General features: G+C 47.9%; 17 protein-coding genes. 6 read left to right on the top strand and 11 right to left on the bottom strand.

The window, feature by feature from the left end:
• Nucleotides 1-79: 79 nt before the first annotated feature.
• Nucleotides 80-505 (bottom strand): hypothetical protein, encoded by a 426-nt coding sequence (locus AB0L18_RS09205; protein WP_367392293.1) that lies wholly within the window; start codon nucleotides 503-505, stop codon nucleotides 80-82.
• Nucleotides 506-636: 131 nt separating this feature from the next.
• Complete coding sequence (locus AB0L18_RS09200) at nucleotides 637-1,068, bottom strand: DUF2141 domain-containing protein (RefSeq protein ID WP_367392292.1); 432 nt, start codon at nucleotides 1,066-1,068, stop codon at nucleotides 637-639.
• A gap of 211 nt (nucleotides 1,069-1,279) precedes the next feature.
• On the opposite strand from AB0L18_RS09200, the gene AB0L18_RS09195 reads away from it, so the two are divergent.
• The 3 genes from AB0L18_RS09195 to AB0L18_RS09185 are packed head-to-tail and all read left to right on the top strand — an operon-like array spanning nucleotide 1,280 to nucleotide 4,911.
• The gene (locus AB0L18_RS09195) at nucleotides 1,280-3,559 is read left to right on the top strand and encodes a hypothetical protein (RefSeq protein WP_367392291.1); all 2,280 of its coding nucleotides are present in this window, start codon (nucleotides 1,280-1,282) and stop codon (nucleotides 3,557-3,559) included.
• The gene (locus AB0L18_RS09190) at nucleotides 3,549-4,214 is read left to right on the top strand and encodes a hypothetical protein (protein ID WP_367392290.1); all 666 of its coding nucleotides are present in this window, start codon (nucleotides 3,549-3,551) and stop codon (nucleotides 4,212-4,214) included. Before AB0L18_RS09195 ends, AB0L18_RS09190 begins: the two co-directional genes overlap by 11 nt.
• 28 nt (nucleotides 4,215-4,242) lie before the next feature.
• Nucleotides 4,243-4,911: a hypothetical protein gene (locus AB0L18_RS09185; protein WP_367392289.1), complete on the top strand. Its 669-nt coding sequence runs from the start codon at nucleotides 4,243-4,245 to the stop codon at nucleotides 4,909-4,911.
• A gap of 89 nt (nucleotides 4,912-5,000) precedes the next feature.
• On the opposite strand, the gene AB0L18_RS09180 is transcribed toward AB0L18_RS09185, so the two are convergent.
• Both AB0L18_RS09180 and AB0L18_RS09175 read right to left on the bottom strand, forming a co-directional pair.
• Complete coding sequence (locus tag AB0L18_RS09180) at nucleotides 5,001-6,089, bottom strand: sensor histidine kinase (RefSeq protein ID WP_367392288.1); 1,089 nt, start codon at nucleotides 6,087-6,089, stop codon at nucleotides 5,001-5,003.
• A gap of 96 nt (nucleotides 6,090-6,185) precedes the next feature.
• A complete protein-coding gene (locus AB0L18_RS09175) occupies nucleotides 6,186-6,971 on the bottom strand; it encodes an SDR family oxidoreductase (protein WP_367392287.1) in 786 nt (261 codons plus the stop codon).
• 218 nt (nucleotides 6,972-7,189) lie between these two features.
• Here AB0L18_RS09175 and AB0L18_RS09170 point away from each other — a divergent pair, with 218 nt between their 5' ends.
• From AB0L18_RS09170 to AB0L18_RS09160, 3 genes are all read left to right on the top strand, one after another.
• A complete protein-coding gene (locus AB0L18_RS09170; RefSeq protein ID WP_367392286.1) occupies nucleotides 7,190-7,960 on the top strand; it encodes a UDP-2,3-diacylglucosamine diphosphatase in 771 nt (256 codons plus the stop codon).
• Nucleotides 7,961-8,006: 46 nt separating this feature from the next.
• Nucleotides 8,007-8,852, top strand: coding sequence for a hypothetical protein (locus AB0L18_RS09165; protein WP_367392285.1), 846 nt, complete (start codon nucleotides 8,007-8,009; stop codon nucleotides 8,850-8,852).
• Between the two features lie 285 nt (nucleotides 8,853-9,137).
• Complete coding sequence (locus AB0L18_RS09160) at nucleotides 9,138-10,232, top strand: 2Fe-2S iron-sulfur cluster-binding protein (protein WP_367392284.1); 1,095 nt, start codon at nucleotides 9,138-9,140, stop codon at nucleotides 10,230-10,232.
• Nucleotides 10,233-10,285: 53 nt separating this feature from the next.
• Here the strand turns inward: AB0L18_RS09160 and nhaC are convergent, their stop codons facing one another.
• From nhaC to AB0L18_RS09125, 7 genes are all read right to left on the bottom strand, one after another.
• On the bottom strand, nucleotides 10,286-11,752 hold the full coding sequence (gene nhaC, locus AB0L18_RS09155; protein ID WP_367392283.1) for a Na+/H+ antiporter NhaC: 1,467 nt from the start codon (nucleotides 11,750-11,752) through the stop codon (nucleotides 10,286-10,288).
• A gap of 8 nt (nucleotides 11,753-11,760) precedes the next feature.
• Nucleotides 11,761-13,017, bottom strand: a complete 1,257-nt coding sequence (locus AB0L18_RS09150; RefSeq protein WP_367392282.1) for a hemolysin family protein — start codon at nucleotides 13,015-13,017, stop codon at nucleotides 11,761-11,763.
• Nucleotides 13,018-13,117: 100 nt separating this feature from the next.
• Nucleotides 13,118-14,617, bottom strand: a complete 1,500-nt coding sequence (locus AB0L18_RS09145) for a M48 family metalloprotease (RefSeq protein ID WP_367392281.1) — start codon at nucleotides 14,615-14,617, stop codon at nucleotides 13,118-13,120.
• Nucleotides 14,618-14,666: 49 nt separating this feature from the next.
• Entirely contained in the window at nucleotides 14,667-15,476 is an 810-nt protein-coding gene (locus AB0L18_RS09140; RefSeq protein ID WP_367392280.1) for a zinc-dependent peptidase, read from the bottom strand.
• A gap of 354 nt (nucleotides 15,477-15,830) precedes the next feature.
• Nucleotides 15,831-16,829, bottom strand: a complete 999-nt coding sequence (locus AB0L18_RS09135; protein ID WP_367392279.1) for an NADP-dependent oxidoreductase — start codon at nucleotides 16,827-16,829, stop codon at nucleotides 15,831-15,833.
• A gap of 247 nt (nucleotides 16,830-17,076) precedes the next feature.
• Nucleotides 17,077-17,463, bottom strand: coding sequence for an Hsp20/alpha crystallin family protein (locus AB0L18_RS09130; protein WP_367392278.1), 387 nt, complete (start codon nucleotides 17,461-17,463; stop codon nucleotides 17,077-17,079).
• Between the two features lie 165 nt (nucleotides 17,464-17,628).
• Entirely contained in the window at nucleotides 17,629-17,907 is a 279-nt protein-coding gene (locus AB0L18_RS09125; RefSeq protein ID WP_367392277.1) for a hypothetical protein, read from the bottom strand.
• Between the last annotated feature and the right edge of the window lie 126 nt (nucleotides 17,908-18,033).

Here is an 18,033-nt window from a genome sequence, read left to right as displayed (position 1 = left end):
CCACTTAGTAATTTGACGGAAATAAATGAAACAACTTTCATTTATTTTTTCTCCGTCTCCTACTTGGTCTTGTTGTGACTTATTCTTGCGGTAAGAGTAACTGTAAATCCTGGAAAAACAGTAACAATGATTCAGGAACATCCTTACCGGCACGTCCCCATTGTTGCTCGTAAGTTGTATCTGCCGCAACATATTCTAGAAAAGTGTACAGGTTGCCCGGTTCCTGAAAGTCTACTGGTTTGATTTCTTCTTGGTAGCGTTTGAGCATCTTTTTTGCTTTTCCTCTAGCGATCTCTCCCCCGGAAAGCTTGGCCCCTTCAATTCCCTCGCTAACAAACAGCTGCCCATTGGGTAAGAGGTAATGGGTAGTCAGGCTACCGGCATATCCACCACCTTGGCCAAAAGCCAGATAATCTTCCTCCGGGAACGTCTCGGCCGTGTAGGTGATACGATTGCACTGCCAACACAAGGAGGCCAGCAATAAGAGCAGGGGAAATTTTAGCATAATTTTCATACCAGTAGGATTGGTGAAAGATAGACCCACAAAATACGTCTTTTGCTTTCGACCAGGGGGTATTTAACGACGAGATTTTCAGGCAACGCTTCAGACGTTTGCAAAGATCTCCTTAAATCCAATTACCGCTCGCCCCAGGCCAGTAGTTTCAACGAGAGGGAGCCATTCACTTCATTAGGTACAAAAGCAATTTCGCTAAAGGTAGGCGCTTGCCACTTCGCAGAGGGGTTGTTGGAAAAAGCGTAAGGTTCTTTGGGTATCCCCAAGCCATTGCGGTCGAGCTTTCCATTGTTGTTGATATCGTGATATACAGCAAGCCCATAAGTTGAGCGCCCATTGAGCGGGAGCCGACGACGAATCGTAGCCGTAGAGGACAGTGGAATCACTTCATCATAAACCGCATTTTTTTCCTGGTCGAAATCTTCGGCATTGGTAAAAACTGCCGCCCGGATCGTTCCTTTGGCTTCTTTGATATTGGTAATATTTACCTCTACCGTATCCGTAGCAAACAAGAGGCTGGCCAAGAGAAAGCAGCCCTGTAATAGTGAAACCATGAATCGTTATTTTCCCAAAAAACGTCCAACCAAGCCCTTTTGTTGTAAAAGCCCCATAGCCGCCAACTTAACACAGGATACATTCCAAAACACCCTAAACGATATTGGCTAAGTGAAAAAACACCTCCTGAAAATGTCACGAAACGCCTTTTTCAATCTTATACAGATAGTAAAGTATATAAGAATTGATAATTAGAAAATTTATTAGATCATGCGAACGCTCAAAATTCACTTAGCCAGTGCGCTCTTTTTAGTAGGCTTGATGATGGCTCTTTTTTCTTGTGAGAAAGATGTTATTCCCTTACCCGAAGGGGATGACTCCATCTTAGCCTTTTCTGCTGACACTGGTATTGATATTGACCCACCATCGGGGGCAGATGCGACGATTTTAGGGGGAGAATTATTGAATCCTTATGATTTAACCATGATGAATGATGCCTACGATTTATTGATGGGTGAGCCGGGGAATCTGCAAGCTACCCATTACTACTTGAGGTTGCTACCCCAGACAGGCGAGCAGGTCATGGCGATAGCTGACTATGAAGACGAATATGGCTATGAATTTGAGACCCAACCCATTCACTTTGCCGTAGCCTATCAGGGGGAGGAAGATTATCGTGATCCTACCCTTGCCGAGGGTGTATGGTCGCCGGAATACGGTGCCATCACCGCCGACCATTTCACCGGAGGAAAACTTCCAGAGGGTGTCCCTTATGAAGTTATCCAACCTATGCATATACCTATCTATGAATCTCGATTAACATTTACGGCCTTTGTCATTTCTGGAAACGAAAGGTATTATGAGGCCGTAGATGGTTTGTGTCATCCCGATTGCCCGACCTGGCCTGCTTGCCTGGATGATGCTGATTTGACTTGTGTAAGCTTACCTTCTCCGAATGGGCAGGCAGTAACGTTAAGAACAATTAATCCCTATAGCGATGATGATCGGATCAACTTCCCGGACTACATCAAGGACACCAAATTGGGCTACCTGGGAGAAGTAGATTTCGTACCCAATCGCTTACATAATACTACCTCCGGAACTTTTCCAGGTAGTGGACCTGGTGATACATCAAGTTTTGACGAAGTGCCAGACTGTGGTACTGGATGTATCCCGATCCTGGTTGCTGTTAACAACCCCTTCCCCGATTTTGAGTGGATCTGCGACTGCGGCCCTCCACCGGGAGAGGGTGATGGTGGCACCCCTACCAATGATCCTCCTGCGGGACAGGTGGAACGTTGTGATTGTTTTGTTTATGCGGATTCGCGCAAGCCAGGAGGCCGTATTATATTAAATGATACACAATTGGGAGAAGAAGGTGTAAGGCGCGTAAAAGTAAAAACCACCAAGCACCACTGGGGCTTTATCTGGAAAAATACCGACACAGATGATAACGGTTGTTGGAAAATTGATCACCGCTACAATGTAAAAAGGGCTAAAACCAAAGTAGTTTTTAAAGATCGCGTAAGTGATCGTATTACCATTCGTTCTTTCAGAGGGATACGTTTCTGGAATGCTACGATAAAGCCTGCAAAGTATAATTGGCGCCTACGACGAAATAATCGCGTTTGGAATGAGCAGTGTCTGGTTATTGACAATGACTCGGACAATACCAGCAGGAAAGAACAGACCTTTATCGCAGCGACCACCAACAATGCCTACCACGAGTTCTTTGACGACCACTCTTCCCTGGCAGCGCCGTCTGGCAGAGTTCGCATCCTTATTCATACGCTTGGAGAACGTCTGGCAGCAGCGCCAATGTTCCACCGGATGGATGCCGATCAGATAAATATTGCTGATCTTGGACAATGGGCGATTGCTTACGCAAATCCGGTAACAGCCGCCGTCTTAACCTATCTTGATTTGACCAAGCCAGATATGTTTATTCCCTTTGGGGAAGATGATCTTTCAGATGCCATCAAGCGATTGATCTACCACGAGACCGCTCATGTTGCCCAATACGTCCGATTTGGACCACAATGGTGGGATGGGTATGTAGATTATCTGGTAACTACTTCCTTTACCGGGCAAGCAAAACCTTATGGTGATGGTTCCTCTCCCAATGCTGGCAGAGCGGAATTGACGGAAGGTATGGCTGAGTCGATAGAGCATTATATGGCTGATTTGCAATATGGAACAAATCATTCTAATGGCGGGCTAAATTCACAAACTTTTCGATATATCAACCGTGGAGAAAGCCTGCTCTTCTGGAGGAATGAAGATTTACCCCCAAATGCTGATTTTATCCCCGAAGGACTGTATTTTGATCTTTGGGATATCAACCAGCAATTTCCTATCACAAGACCTGAACAGAATAACATTACAGACAATGTGACTGGCTTTAGCTACGAACAGTTATACGAGGCTTTTAACCCATTTGTCTTTGATGTTGATCAATACCGTGATGTTTTATGGGGATTACACGGAATAAACAACCCCCTAACTACGGAACAAGATTATCTCAATTTATTTAATTCTTATGGACACTAAATTTTTTCATTTGAGCCTCTTCTTTATTGGGACATTCATCTTTACAGGTTGTAAAGAATGCGAAGGAGATACTTTCGGCGAACAACTGGATTTGATGGTACCAATCAATACCACCCCTTCGGAAGATGTTTTTTCTATTGGAGATACCTTATGGGTTGTTGCCAATATAGATAAGGAGGTGATGGTTAAAGACAGTGAACATCTTATCCGATTGGATAACTTCAATTTCTTTACTGAAATGGTGATTTCGGAAATATCAGATACTGTAGAGTACTTTGATATAGATATTGAAATCATTGAAACAATCGGAGAAGTTAGTGTACTTCCATTGACAACAGCAATTAGTTATCCTTTGCAGTATGAAGAAGAAGCAAATGCTTATAGACTTAGAGCAGGGATCATTTTCAATGAGCCGGGTCTTTATCTCATAGGTTTTCAGACTTTTTTTGGACTTTTTGAAGAATACGAGCATCCTGCTATGTACTATTGCGAAGATCAAAGAAGAACTAAGACTACGGTTACCTATCAAAATACCAGCACGTCGTTAAATAATTTCGATAATATTTTTGGACAAACGCAAGTGAGCTACCATCTTGAACAAATTGACTATGAGCGCTTTGCACAAGGAGGCGCACACGCAATTCTAGTTCAATAGGGACTGCTTGTCATACACACGAATCGTAATGAACACTAAGTTTTTCCTTGTTAGCTTATTCCTCATTGGGGCATTAACCCTTAATGGCTGTAAAAACTGCGAGAGCGATGAATACGGCGATGAGCTTGAGCTTATTGTCCCCATTGAAACGGCTCCCTCTTCGGAAACAATACGCGTAGGGGACACCTTGTGGATCACTGCAAATTTTGATAAAGAGGTGATGCTCAAGGACCGGCCTTTATCCATTCGGTTAGATGATTTTAACTTCTTTACAGAAATAGTAGTTTCTGAAATTACGGATACAAGCGAGCATTTTTCAGTTGAAATTGAGACCATTGAGGACGTAGGCCAAATAAGTTTTTTGCCCTTACAAACTGCTTTGACCTACCCCGTATTCTATGAGGAACGCGAAGATGCTTACCATTTTAGAGGCGGTATCGTGTTTAATCAAGAAGGGCTTTTCTTTGTAAATCTAAATACCCAGCCGCTCCTGTACGAAAGCTACGAACATCCCGCTATGTATCAGTGCGAGGATAAACGGAGAAGGTCAGTAAGGGTCTGTTACGCTAATGCCAGTACCAGTGTAGAGAACTATGAAAATGTCTTTCTACAAACCAATGTTGATTATTTGCTTGAACTAATGGATTATGAGCGGTATGCGAGTATTGGGGCTTTCACCTTACGTGTAGTGCCGTAATGCTTCTCTGACCTTCGCTACAGTCATGTCTCTTTATGAGATATTTGTAGATGGGTGAGCACACGCAATTCTAGTACAATAGCGCGTGCTCACCCCTTTTCTTCCACAACCAGCTCCGGCGTGTGCAGCAGCGGTAATTCTACGCTGAACCATCCATCTTCGGTGTTCACTTCTACCTGGGCGGTGGTGTAAAAAGCGTAGCGCCGACGAATATTGTCCAAGCCCACTTTCGTGGAAACCTGGGTCTGTTGCTTGGGTTGGAGTTGGTTGCGGATCAAGAGCGTCTCCTTTGGGGTACCTACGATGACTTCAATCGTAAGCGGGTGCTGGCTACTCACGATATTATGCTTGATCGCATTCTCCAGCAGCAACTGCATGGAGAGCGGAATCATGTGCAGCTGCTTGACGGCAGGATCTATTTGTAAGTGCAATTGCAGGTTATCCCCGAAACGCTCTTTGAGCAAAAACTGGTAGGCATCCAGGAAATCGAGCTCTTCGGCCACGGTAATCAGTGATCGGTCTCGAATTTCCAGAATATAGCGATACACTTTAGATAATTGCTGCACAAAACGCACGGCCCTATTCTCGTCTTCGGGGATCAGATAAGTGAGGGTATTCAAGCTATTGAATAAAAAATGCGGATTGACCTGGCTCTTGAGCGCATCCAGTTGGGAGCTGATATTCTCCTGTCGCAAGCGCTCGGTTTCGATCAGACTCAGCCGCCAACGATGGTAGAAATAGATGCCCTCATAGATCGAAAGGATAAAAAAGACGACCATGAAGGTGCTCTTGGCGTAATCAAATTTACTCATATCCTTCTGGTACCCTTCGGGTAAAAGCACATCATGGATATCGTAGCAAAAATTATTCAGCAATAAGACCATCACGATAGTGGTGATCATCATGAACAGTATCCGTTTCTGCGTATCCTTGTATTCCGGCCAACGGGACCGAAAGAAGAGCACCGCCTGGCGCATGACCACCCAGTAAAAGATCGTAAAGAAAAGAGACACCTTCCACTTGGGCCAAAAGGCCCAAATCCCGTTTTCCAAGGTTCCATTGAAAAACAAAAGGGGCATCACAAAAGCTACCAATGGCACGCCCACCAAGGCGATGGGCAAGTCGTTGAAGCCTAATAGGGCCCGGTTATGCGCCAGTCTTTGTTTTATCTTTATCATCCCTCCAAAACTAGGCATTTTTCGTTTGTCTCGCTACCATTTACTTTCCGATGGCCTGAACATCCATCTGAGTAGTCGTTTTGCGTCATTGAATGGCTACAGCATTTTGGTGCGCCCACCATCTACCGTGATATTCGTGCCCGTAATGTAAGCCGCAGCGGGGCTGGCCAGAAATGCAATGACGCCGCCAATTTCCCTAGGCTGGCCAAAGCGCCCCAGTGGAATACTCTTCTTCATCTGACTAGCCATGGCGTCGTTCGTGATATTTTTCTGGCTCGACCAGGTATCTAAAAGGCCGTGCAAGCGTTCGGTTTCGGTAGCACCAGGCAGGAGGTTATTGACGGTAATGGCATCTGGGCCTACCTCATTGGCCAGGGTTTTGGCCCAATTGGCCACTGCCGCTCTAGTGGTATTGGATACCCCGAGGTTGTCGATCGGAGATTTTACTGACGTAGAAATGACGTTGATAATGCGCCCGTAGCCTGCTGCTCGCATCCCCGGCACGACCGCCTGCGCCAGCACTTGGTTGCAAAACAAATGATTATTGAGTGCCTGGCTAAAAGCGGCAAGATCGGCCGCTAAAATCGGGCCTCCCGGAGGGCCGCCAGTGTTGTTCACCAGAATATGAACCGTCTTTTGTTCTACCAGCGCCTTGGCCTTGGCCTGTAAGTCGGCGATATCGGAAAAATCAACGGTGATAAAATCGTGCTTTTGCCCTTGCGAGGTATCCAGCTCTTTCAGCACTTCTTCCAACAGTGTTGCCGAACGCGCCATCAAGGTGACGTTGGCACCCAGTTCTGCCAATTCCTGCGCCGCAGCCTTGCCAATACCTTTGCTGCTGCCTCCAACCAAGGCATTTTTATTTCGTAAATCGAGGTTCATTATTATTACTTAGGTCAGTGCAAAGATACCGTATAGAACACGGAATTAACAGGATTCAACAGATTACCTTCGGTGATCGTCGCAAGCTCCTCTGGGTTTTCACGGTTTCATCAGCTTGCAGTCACTGGATTTGTATGATCGCACTGGTACGATTAGCCCATTTTCACCAATATCGTACTTGTTTCGTAATTTCGCGGGCTAAACAGTACTACTTCCTTTTGGGTAAAACATATTTTGCGTCGGATTTTCACCTTGGGGTCGACGGTCGGCTGAGCAGTGCCGAACGTGAGCGACAACTGGTTCGCTGGTTGGATACCATTCGCCACGATGCCGATGCGATCTATCTGGTAGGAGATATTTTCGATTTCTGGTTTGAGTACAAAACGGCTGTCCCTCGTGGTTATGTGCGTTTGTTGGGCAAGTTGGCAGAACTACGCGACGCCGGGATCGTACTCCACCTCTTCACCGGCAACCACGACATGTGGATGTTTGACTATTTGCAAAAAGAACTCGATGCGCCCATCTATCGCGAACCCGTCATTCACAAAATTGGCGGCAAAACTTTTTTCATTGGCCACGGTGATGGGCTAGGGCCAGGAGACCATGGCTACAAATTGCTCAAAAAAGTCTTCGCCAATCGCTTCTGTCAGTGGTTGTTTGCCCGCCTGCACCCTAACTTTGGTATAGGGCTTGCCAATTTTTTTTCGGGCAAAAGTCGCGAAGCCAACCACAGTGAAGATGTCTTTCTCGGGCCCGACAAAGAGTGGCTCCTTCAATACAGCACCCGCAAATCGGCGCAATTACCCGATGTCGATTACTTCGTTTTTGGGCACCGCCATCTGCCGATCAACTACCTGCTTCCCAATGGCCACACGCGCTACATCAACCTTGGAGAATGGGTACACTTCAACTCTTACGCGGTATTTGACGGCCAAGAACTGAAGCTGGCATTTTTTGAACATCCGGAGGGGCGGGCAGTGGAGGGGTAAATACTGGTCATTTACACCATTTCCTGTTTTCAAACGTTTCTTTGATGTGAATACGAAGTCTCCTCCATCCTTACGCTGCCTTTGGTCAATAACTGCTCTGCTGTGGTTGAGCTTTCTGCTTGTTGGCAAGGCCCAACCAGCGGATAGCCTTTGGCAAATCACCTTCCAAAAAGACAGCATTGTTACCTTCGCCGTTGATCCACTGCAGCAGCTGCTGGCGGTTGATCACCAAGGGGTGTTGACCCAGTATTCGCCGCAAGGCAAAGCTCTTTTTCAGTTTCACAATACAACCCTGGGCGAAGACTTCACCATCGACGCTACCGACCCTTTCAATATTTTGCTTTTCTACCAGGAGCAGCAAACCATTGTTTTACTCGACCGCACGCTGAGTGAACGCGCCACCCTCGACTTGCGCGATACGCCCGTTCAGTACGCCACGGCCGTCGCTCGCAGCCATGACAACAACCTGTGGGTCTACGATGAATGGGCCGGGCGACTTTACCGCCTGAGTGCCCGGGGTGAGCTCCTTTTCACCTCCAATGACTTTCGGCTGAGTGAAGACCTGACCGATGGGCCTACCCAAATCCTGCGCTGGGGTGATCGGCTGGCACTGAATTTCCCGCAAAGGGGAATTGCCTTGTTTTCCATTCTTGGCCAGCTCGAAGCCTGGTGGGAGATAACGGAGGTGGAAGACTGCTTTTTTCAACAGCAGCAGCTCTATTTTCGCCAGAACGGTGATTACTACCGCTATTTTCCTCAGCAACAGGTAACTCAAATATTGGAATGGCCCGAGCCGACTAAGCAACCCACTTTTTACCGGGAACAGTTGGATCGTCGCTACCTGCTTTTTGCTGATGGGACGCTTGTTGTGGAAAGTAGGGTCGGATTTTAAACCCGCCCTGTCCGTGCAAAACCGTGCTGCTCCGTAGGATCGGATTTTAAACCCGCCCCTACGGAGCAGTCGTGACGGGAGATGGCATGGCCCCTGATGAGCATCATGGAACACAACTGGTGATCAAATTCATCTTCCTTAATTGGTACACTTGCCCGAAGCGGTTTAACTTTGTGCGCAATTCTACGGCGAACAACGGTACAAAAGCAATGTACCCAACAGGAGGGACTCAACCTTCGGGCTTGTTCCCTGTTTAAGAGTTTATTGAAAAATTAATGCCTACGCATGAGTGATACAAAGTTTTACCCGCTTACGATAAGCAAGGTAAAAACAGAGACCGAAGATACCGTGAGTCTTTATTTTCAGGTTCCTGCTGAACTGGCGGAAACATTTGCCTACAAGCAAGGGCAGTACCTGACCCTCCGCTTTTCGATCAATGGAACGGAAGAAAGACGGGCCTACTCGATGAGCTCTTCTCCGCTGGAACCTGAATTGGCCGTATCTGTAAAGCGAGTAAGTGGCGGCAAGGTGTCCAATCACATTCACGATGCTGTAAAAGCAGGCGATACGGTTGAGGTGATGCCTCCGCAAGGACGTTTTTATACCGCATTAGACCCCGATCAGCGGAAGAGTTATTACCTTTTTGGTGCAGGTTCCGGCATTACGCCGTTGATGTCGATCCTTAAGACGATCCTTGAGGAAGAACCGCAAAGTAGCGTTTACCTCCTTTATGGCAGTCGGGAGGATGACCAGATTATCTTTTACGATGAGCTACAAACCCTGAGCAAACGCTACGCTGGACAGCTGAAAGTGGAGTACATTATCAGCCAACCCAAGAAAGAAAAAGGGGGCTGGTTTAAAAAATCGACGACGAACTGGGATGGCCTTACCGGGCGTATCAGTCCTTTGGTTATTGATACTTTCTTAAGAGAATGTCCGGTACAAGGTAAAGCTGCCGAATACTTTATCTGTGGCCCCGGAGCCATGATCGATGTAGTTGAAACCAGCCTTACAGAGCAAGGGATCAGCAAGAAAAACATCCATTCTGAACGCTTTGTCAACGCTGCCGAAGTGGCCGCAGGAAAGGTAATGACTGCCGGAGGAGCAGGCACCGTGAAAGTGCAGCTGCGTGGCGAGAGCATCACTATAAACGTACCTGAGAAGAAGACGATTCTGGAAGCACTGCTGGATGCCAAGCACGATGCGCCCTACTCCTGTATGGCCGGCGCTTGCTCCACCTGCATGGCCAAGGTAAAAAGCGGCTCCGTGAAGATGGATGTTTGCTACGCGCTCGACGACGACGAAGTGGCTGATGGCTATGTCCTCGCTTGCCAGGCACATCCTGATGGTAAGGATGTGGAGATCAGCTTTGATGTTTAGAAATGGTCGCCCCACCCTCCTGAAATCCTTGATCAGGAGGGTGGGGCGTAAACTTATTCCTCGCCCAGGTATTTTCCGTTCATCTGACGGATTTTGATCTGAAAAGCGGCAAAAATGAGGGTCATAAAGGGGCTGAGGTAGTTGAAGATAGCATAGATAAAATAATCGGCTACGGATACCCCAAGCACGCCCGACTGGTAGGCACCACAAGTGTTCCAGGGTACTAATACCGAGGTTACCGTCCCTGAATCTTCGAGGGTACGGCTGAGGTTTTCCGGCGCGAGGCCGCGATCTTCGTAAGCTTTGGCAAACATTTTCCCAGGCACCACAATGGCCAGGTACTGATCGGAAGCAGTAACATTGAGGGCCAGACAGCTGGCAACAGTGCTCGCAAACAAGCTAAAGGTACTCTGGGCCATATCCAACAAAGAGCGACTGATGCGTGCCAGTGCGCCGATGGCATCCATGATGCCACCAAAGACCATGGCACATAAGATCAACCAGATCGTACCCAACATGCCCGCCATACCGCCGGAAGAGAAAAGATCGTTAAGGAGCGCATTGTCCGTTTCAACGGCAACGTCTACCGTCATGGCTTTCATTACGCCAAGGTAGGCACTCGTGAAGCTGAGTGTCTCCGTTTCTGCAATAGCCGCTACTACATCGGGTTGGAACACTACGGCAAAAACACCTCCCAGAAGGGTTCCGGCCAGCAATGCAATGAGGGGCTTGGTTTTGCGAACGATGAGAAAAATAACCACTGCCGGCACTAAAAACAAGATGGGGCTGATGTAAAACTGCTGTTCCATAGCCCCCAGCAAGGTTTTGGTATCTGCTACCCCAGTGGGCTCAATGGTGAGGCCAATGATGATGAAAGCGATAAGGGTCACCGTGATGGTGGGAACGGTAGTGTAAGCCATATAGCGAATGTGCGTAAACAGTTCGCCGCCAGCCATGGCAGGTGCCAGGTTAGTGGTATCAGACAATGGCGACATTTTATCGCCGAAATACGCACCGGAAAGTACCGCACCTGCAACCATGCCCAGGGGAATGCCAATAGCTTGCCCGATACCAATGAGGGCGATACCAACTGTAGCCGAGGTAGTCCAGGAACTTCCGGTGGCAATGGAAATGATCGAACAGATCACCACCGTAGCCGGAAGGAAGATGGTAGGATTCAGAATTTTTAGTCCGTAAAAAATCATCGACGGGATCACGCCACTGATGAGCCAGGTGCCAGCCAATGCACCCACAAACAGTAAGATGAGGATGGCCTCGGTGGTAGATTTGATGTTGTTGGCGACCTCTTCGATCATCCTTTCGTAGGAGACCTTATTCATAAAACCAACGATGGCCGCTACGGCTCCTCCGAGGAGGAGGATAAACTGGTTGGAGCCACTGAGGGCATCATCACCAAAAACACTCACGTTGAAACTTAGGAGAATGACCAGGACAATGACGGGAATGAGTGCTTCCCAAATATTCAATTCCTTGTTCTCGATAATTGGCTGTTCTTCCATGGGTGTTTTTATTCTTCTTTGTTGATTGTTTCAATTTTGACCGTCTCGATCCGGGTATTGCTTACCAGTTCGATGGTAAAACGATAATCACCGAGATCTAAAACGACGCCTTGCTCCGGGATATCTTCGGTGGTGGTGACGAGATAACCCGAAAGCGTATGGTATTCTCCTTCCGGCAAAAAGAGGCCATATTTTTCGTTGAGAAAATCAATTTCCAAACGTCCTGAAAACAAAAAGGAGCCGTTGCCCAATTCCTCTTCGATATGATCGCCCTGATCGTGTTCGTCCTCAATTTCACCAAAAATTTCTTCCAGAATATCTTCCAGTGTGATGATACCGGAAACTCCGCCAAACTCGTCAAAAACACAGGCGATGCTCATGTTTTCTTTGATAAGTTTGTTCATCAACTCCGTTACGTACATGGTTTCGGGTACGAAAGGGATGGGAAGGGTAAGTTCTTTGATGCTTTTGGATTCCTCAAACAATTGTTGGTGGTGCACATATCCAAGCACATTGTCCACATCTTCATTGATGACCAATAGTCGGGAAAAACGCGTTTGTTGAAAAAGATCTACCAACTCCTCAAGGCTGGCATTGACATCAATACTTTCGATCTCGGTGCGCGGAACCATACTCTCCCTTACACGAACTTCCCGTAGGTTTAATGCTTTACCGAAAAGGTCTTTGTCAATTTCTTCCTGCGCATCGGAGCGCGACTCACGTACGAAGTTTTCCAGATCCAGGCGCGTGAGGATTTGCTCTGTTGGAGCTACTTTCTTTTTGAAAAGTACGCGCAAGACCAGGTCCGATGCCTTGGTCATGCCCCAAGCAAAGGGAAACAACAAAAACTGAAGCGATCGCAGAGGGATGGCCAATTGGTAAAGAAAATCGTCGGCAAACAAGCGAAACAGGGTCTTGGGTAGAAACTCCCCAAAGACGAGAACGACGATGGTAATCAGTACTGTTTGGAGTAGCACCTGCGAGATGCTTTCTTCGGAAATCCCCAGTAATTGCGAAAGAAAAGGGGAAAGCAACTGCCCCATCAAGTAAGTAAAGACGACCAGCGCAATGTTGTTGCCTACCAACATCGTGCTGATGAAGTTGTTGGGACCGTCATACCAACCCGACAAGACCAGGCTCCGGTACGAGCCTTTCTTTTTCTTGAGTTCAATCTTCAGCTTATTGGCAGATACAAAAGCCATTTCTGAACCTGAAAAAAGCGCCGAAAAAGCAAGTGCTACAATGATCCCAATAAAAAGCCCCATAGGTTACTTTGGTTAAAAGACAAGTCTGAAGGGATGAAGATAGTAGTTTTTGGGGAATGGTGCTGCTGTTTTGATTCGGCAAGCAACAGCACCACCCTCCTTACTGACCTCCACTAGGCGTAGTAACCGTCTTGATGAGGGTACCTTTCTTGAGACGTACGGTCAGCTCCATGCCGTTCAGGATGGCCAATTCCTCCATTCTGTCGCTAGGTTGGCGATAATTGGAGAAGGCCTCCCGCAAGGTCATGTCGCGGGGAAGGGTTTCAATTTTGATCCGCTCAGCCTGACGGTTTAGTTTATCAGGGTCGTTGAGGGTATTGAAGCTGGTCATTGTGGTCAGCATTCTACCCCGATAGGAGGCAAAATCCTGCTCGGTAGACAGTCCCAGAAAATGGTAGATCAGCTCGCCGTACTGGATGTAGTACGAGAGGGTCTTGAGTACCTGCTGTGCGGGTTGGCCATTGGCGTCTTGTCCTTCCTGCACGAGATCGGCGTACACTTCGAGTGCGGAAAGGCCGTTGACGGTACGGCGCTGACTGCCCGTGGTGCGCAGTTGGTATTTTTCAGCTGTTGCTTGTGCGGCAGCTTCCAGCGAAGTCCCCTGCCCCAATTGGAGTATCATCACCGCTTTGCCATCTTCGGGCGCCATCTGTACTTGTTGCGGCGTATTGGCGGTCTGCCAGCCACTAGGGATCGCGTACTGGAATTTTAAATCAGGGTGATAGAAGTTACTGTTCTCTACAAATCCCTGGCGAGGATCTTCGCCGTACATGAGTCCGTCGATCATGCGTAGATAAGTATCGCGACCTACTTCATAGGGGCCACCGTTGTTTTTGCGTTGCCATTGGTCGGCCAGTTGTCCTACTTTTACATTGCGATCGGAAGGATCGGGGTGCGTAGACAAAAACGTAGGCAGGCGCCCTTCCGGGCCACCGCTTAGGCGATCGAGTGTAGCGAAGAAACCGGCCATCTCGTGGGCATCGTAGCCGATTTCCGATGAATATTCTACACCTAGTTTATCGGATTCACTTTCGGCATCACGGCCGTATTTGAGGAGCATGAGCTGCATGGCCTGACTGGCTTCGTTGCCAAATTGTGCAAATTCTGGCGAGAGGATCATCCCCGCAATGAGACCCACCTGCGCCAGTATGGTACGACTGTATTGACGGGCCGAGTGACGGGCGGTAACGTGACCGATCTCGTGGCCTAGTACCCCAGCAAACTGCGCTTCGTTGTTGAAATGCGCCATAATACCACGCGTAAAATAGACATAGCCTCCTGGCAAAGCAAAGGCGTTGACGACCGGAGAGTCTAGCAACTTGAAATCAAACTTGAGGTCGGCACGGTGAGAAACAGCAGCCATCTCCTGCCCCTTGCTGTTGAGAAATTGCTGCATTTCGTCGTTTTGGTACAAACCAAACTGCGCCACGATGGCCGGATCACTCTGGTCGCCCATGGCCTGCTCTTGCCCGGCAGACATCAGCATAAGTTGGTTCTTACCGGTCACCGGGTTGCGTGCACAACTGTCCCAGGAAAAGGAAAGCAGTAGCACTAAAACGGTGAGTAGCAAGCTGCGATAAGGTATACGGAGGTGGATCATGGTTAATAGTATTTTTTAGTACAGGTAAGGGTTCCTTGTTGTTAAATATTTAGCTCTTGAAAACCAAGTTAAGTGTATTCTCCAGTTCTGGCAACTCTTCCTTAAAACGCTGAGGGAAAAGGAAGTAAAAGGCGATACCCATGGCCACCAAGTCCAGTTCAGGAAGACCAATCCATCGCACCAGTGCTTCATGAGTGAAACCACTGATGCGTTGCAGATGTTCCCAGCTTACCGACGACCAATCGCCATAATCATAAGCCGGGTAAGTAAGCTGAAAAATTCGCGCATACTCGTACCAAGCTGGGTTGAGGTACTGTTTAACATCAACGAAACCCCGCAGTACGTGTTCCAGGCAGAACATGATTACGCCATCCGGCTCGTAGATTTCCGAACTGTGAAAATGCTCCTGGTACTGAGGCGAAGGAAAAGGATGCGGATAAATGATGATGTTTTCAAAGTGAGGAAACAAAAACTCCTGATGACGAAAAGTCATGGTCACCGGCACGCTCGCAATGATGACCTTGATATCTAGCGGGATGCTCTCCAATACCTGCGGCATATAGTTGGTGCCCTCATTGAAGAGAAATACGCGCCGCCGAAACTCCCGCTGTTCTGCTTCCGTCAACTGCTGGTAAAAGGGGGACTTTGCTGCCAAAAACTGCGCCATCTCGGCAGGTAAGTCTGGTGGGCTACGCTGCCACCACCACCAGTTGATCTGAGGTGAAAGCACATAGAACGATACCAATATGACCACCATGGCCATCATTAGCAAAGACCAACTGGTATCTACCTCGATGGTAAGGTAAATGCCTAATCCCAGCAGCAAAATAAAAGGTATGGCCAATCTAAAAGCGGGCATATGCTTGATTTTTGTCTAAAAGTACGCGAAGATTTTGACGGAAGTAAGTTTTTTTGTCACTAGACTTGTTCTGCTGGGTCAGTTTGATGGTTGGTTGTAAACTTGAGATGGACCGTCTCTATGCATTTGATAGCGCGACCAAATGAAGGAGGTATAGTGTTCGACCTGCGCAGCCGGTGCTTGACCAGAAGCAAATGTGGTGCAGGCATACCGAAAAAAGCTTAAATTGGCTGGTATTATGATACACCTCCCCTTCTTATCCCCATAGGATAGCGTTGAAAACTTCTCGCTAATCGTATTTGCGCTTTTGGGGAAGCGTACACCATTGGTCATCAAATTCCGTAAGGCCAGCTCCTAAATCACCTTCAATACCAATTTTCCCAATTTTTCGCCTGAAAACAAGCGCTGAAAGGTCTCATAGAAGTTTTCGATCCCTTCGTAGATGTCTTCGCGGGAATGGAGTTTACCAGCCGCCATCCATTGGCCCATTTCCTGGGCGGCGCGGCCGTAGTCTTTGGCGTAATCCATCACTACCATACCTTGCATCGTAGCGCGATTCACCAATAGCGAAAGGTAATTACTAGGGCCTTTTACCGCTTCTTTGTTATTGTACTGAGAGATTGCTCCGCAAATCACCACCCTTGCGTTGCGGCGCAAGCGAGCCAGGGCTAGATCCAGAATTTCGCCCCCTACATTATCAAAATACACATCAATCCCTTTAGGGCAAGCTTCTTTCAGGGCTCGGGGAAAACCTTCGACCTTGTAGTCCAGTGCGCTATCAAAGCCGAGGGTTTCGGTCAGGTACTTGCATTTTTCCGGACCACCGGCAATACCTACTACTGTACAACCTTTGATCTTGGCTATTTGCCCGACCACACTCCCCACTGCACCAGCAGCACCAGACACGAGCACGATGTCTCCTTCTTTGATCTTGCCTACTTCCAGAATACCAAAGTAAGCCGTCATTCCAGGCATTCCCAGGGTGCCGATGTAGGTAGGCATGGGTGCCAGGCGGGTGTCTACCTTGTACCAGTTATCACCATTGGTCAGGCAGTATTCCTGCACACCACCCCAACCCGTGATGATATCTCCTACGGCAAATTTAGGGTGCTTACTGGCCACCACTTCGCCAATAGAGCCCGCACGCATCACTTCGCCCAACTGTACTGGCGGAATGTAAGAACGGGCATCATTCATCCAGCCGCGCATCGCTGGGTCCAACGATATATAATGGTGACGTACCACCAGTTGCCCATCAGCGGGTTCGGGTACCGCCGTTTCGTCCAGGCTCCAGGTGTCTTTGGTCGGCATGCCCACAGGGCGTTCGCGTAGAATAAGTTGCTTATTGATCATTGGTGTAGTATATCTAATTTATAGTGCTTCAACAACAGTGGCACTGCTCTAGTTGGCAAGGTACTCATTTTGTTTTTTACCGCGTTTTTCAGGGGCTGTAAGCGATCTTCATAAAAAAGAAAACCATATAAGAGGTGATAAGGACATCGTAAGCGCTCTTTTAAACACTCAAATGACCTTATACTTCTTATATGGTTAAAACCTTTTCACTAGGTCAAATTTTTGAATTCGACCTAGACAACGCACCTTACTCTACCTCCACTTCCCGCCGCTGCGTCACCCGATCGGGGTGCTTGGGCAAGGTGACGGTGAGGATGCCTCCTTCATACGTGGCGCGAATGTCCTCCTGATTGATTTTATCACTCAGCTGGAAGCTGCGCTCAAAAGCCCGGAAACGAAACTCGCGCCGTTGCCACTGCCCTTCGGCTTCGTGGGCTGGAGCAGCTACGTGGATGGTGAGCAAATCGTCGGCGATTTCCATCCGGAAATCTTCCCGTTTACGACCAGCCGCAATGAGATAGATTTCGTAGCGGTCGTCCATTTCCTGGATGTTCACTTGTGCGCCCTGACGCTGCATTGGGCCGCGCCCGTGCCCTTGATGATGACGGCCATAATGCCCCTGATGATATTTCATTCCTTTACACATAATTTGTTGTTGTTGTTTAATTTTGATTGAATGTAACGGCAAACGATCGATGGTTAAATCCACCTTTCCTGTACGAAGGAGTTAGGTTAAGGAAGGAAGACTCGCTTTTACTGAGCTCCATCCAAGTATCCCGTACCCAGTACCTGATACCATTTACTGAACAGTGATGGTCTGAAAACGGAATGACCCGTTGTCCTGCCATCCAGCTTGGGTGTGCACCGCGGGATAGCGATAGGCTTGATGGTTGTCAGAGAAACTACCGAAGTAGTCTGACCTTGAGTAGCCGTAGCGCGCCAGCCGCAACTTGTGCACGAAAAAGGCAAAGGCTGCCAGACCGAGGGCAAAAAGAAGCCCAGCGATCAAAAGCTTTGCGAAAAGAAAAAGCAGTACCACCCCTGCCACAAAGGACAGAGCTCCGAATAGGATACGCATGATGATTAGATTTTTTTGAAGACCAGAGTTTACCAGTCGTTCGTCGGGTTAAGAATGTTAGGCTATGGCATTGTACCGTAGCGCTTTCATTTAGGTAGACGGATAAGAGACAGGATTACTTTAAAA

It is taken from the genome of Lewinella sp. LCG006 (assembly GCF_040784935.1).
Classification (GTDB): Bacteria; Bacteroidota; Bacteroidia; order Chitinophagales; family Saprospiraceae; genus Lewinella.
This window is presented reverse-complemented; position numbering and strand designations above follow the sequence as displayed.

What these genes read in the sequence shown, in the direction of transcription:
- AB0L18_RS09195 (WP_367392291.1), top strand. Translation starts at nt 1,280, where the DNA reads ATGCGAACGCTCAAAATTCACTTAGCCAGTGCGCTCTTTTTAGTAGGC.
- AB0L18_RS09135 (WP_367392279.1), bottom strand. Translation starts at nt 16,829, where the DNA reads ATGATCAATAAGCAACTTATTCTACGCGAACGCCCTGTGGGCATGCCG.
- AB0L18_RS09200 (WP_367392292.1), bottom strand. Translation starts at nt 1,068, where the DNA reads ATGGTTTCACTATTACAGGGCTGCTTTCTCTTGGCCAGCCTCTTGTTT.
- AB0L18_RS09125 (WP_367392277.1), bottom strand. Translation starts at nt 17,907, where the DNA reads ATGCGTATCCTATTCGGAGCTCTGTCCTTTGTGGCAGGGGTGGTACTG.
- AB0L18_RS09145 (WP_367392281.1), bottom strand. Translation starts at nt 14,617, where the DNA reads ATGATCCACCTCCGTATACCTTATCGCAGCTTGCTACTCACCGTTTTA.
- AB0L18_RS09175 (WP_367392287.1), bottom strand. Translation starts at nt 6,971, where the DNA reads ATGAACCTCGATTTACGAAATAAAAATGCCTTGGTTGGAGGCAGCAGC.
- nhaC (WP_367392283.1), bottom strand. Translation starts at nt 11,752, where the DNA reads ATGGAAGAACAGCCAATTATCGAGAACAAGGAATTGAATATTTGGGAA.
- AB0L18_RS09130 (WP_367392278.1), bottom strand. Translation starts at nt 17,463, where the DNA reads ATGAAATATCATCAGGGGCATTATGGCCGTCATCATCAAGGGCACGGG.
- AB0L18_RS09160 (WP_367392284.1), top strand. Translation starts at nt 9,138, where the DNA reads ATGAGTGATACAAAGTTTTACCCGCTTACGATAAGCAAGGTAAAAACA.
- AB0L18_RS09180 (WP_367392288.1), bottom strand. Translation starts at nt 6,089, where the DNA reads ATGATAAAGATAAAACAAAGACTGGCGCATAACCGGGCCCTATTAGGC.
- AB0L18_RS09190 (WP_367392290.1), top strand. Translation starts at nt 3,549, where the DNA reads ATGGACACTAAATTTTTTCATTTGAGCCTCTTCTTTATTGGGACATTC.
- AB0L18_RS09205 (WP_367392293.1), bottom strand. Translation starts at nt 505, where the DNA reads ATGCTAAAATTTCCCCTGCTCTTATTGCTGGCCTCCTTGTGTTGGCAG.
- AB0L18_RS09140 (WP_367392280.1), bottom strand. Translation starts at nt 15,476, where the DNA reads ATGCCCGCTTTTAGATTGGCCATACCTTTTATTTTGCTGCTGGGATTA.
- AB0L18_RS09150 (WP_367392282.1), bottom strand. Translation starts at nt 13,017, where the DNA reads ATGGGGCTTTTTATTGGGATCATTGTAGCACTTGCTTTTTCGGCGCTT.
- AB0L18_RS09185 (WP_367392289.1), top strand. Translation starts at nt 4,243, where the DNA reads ATGAACACTAAGTTTTTCCTTGTTAGCTTATTCCTCATTGGGGCATTA.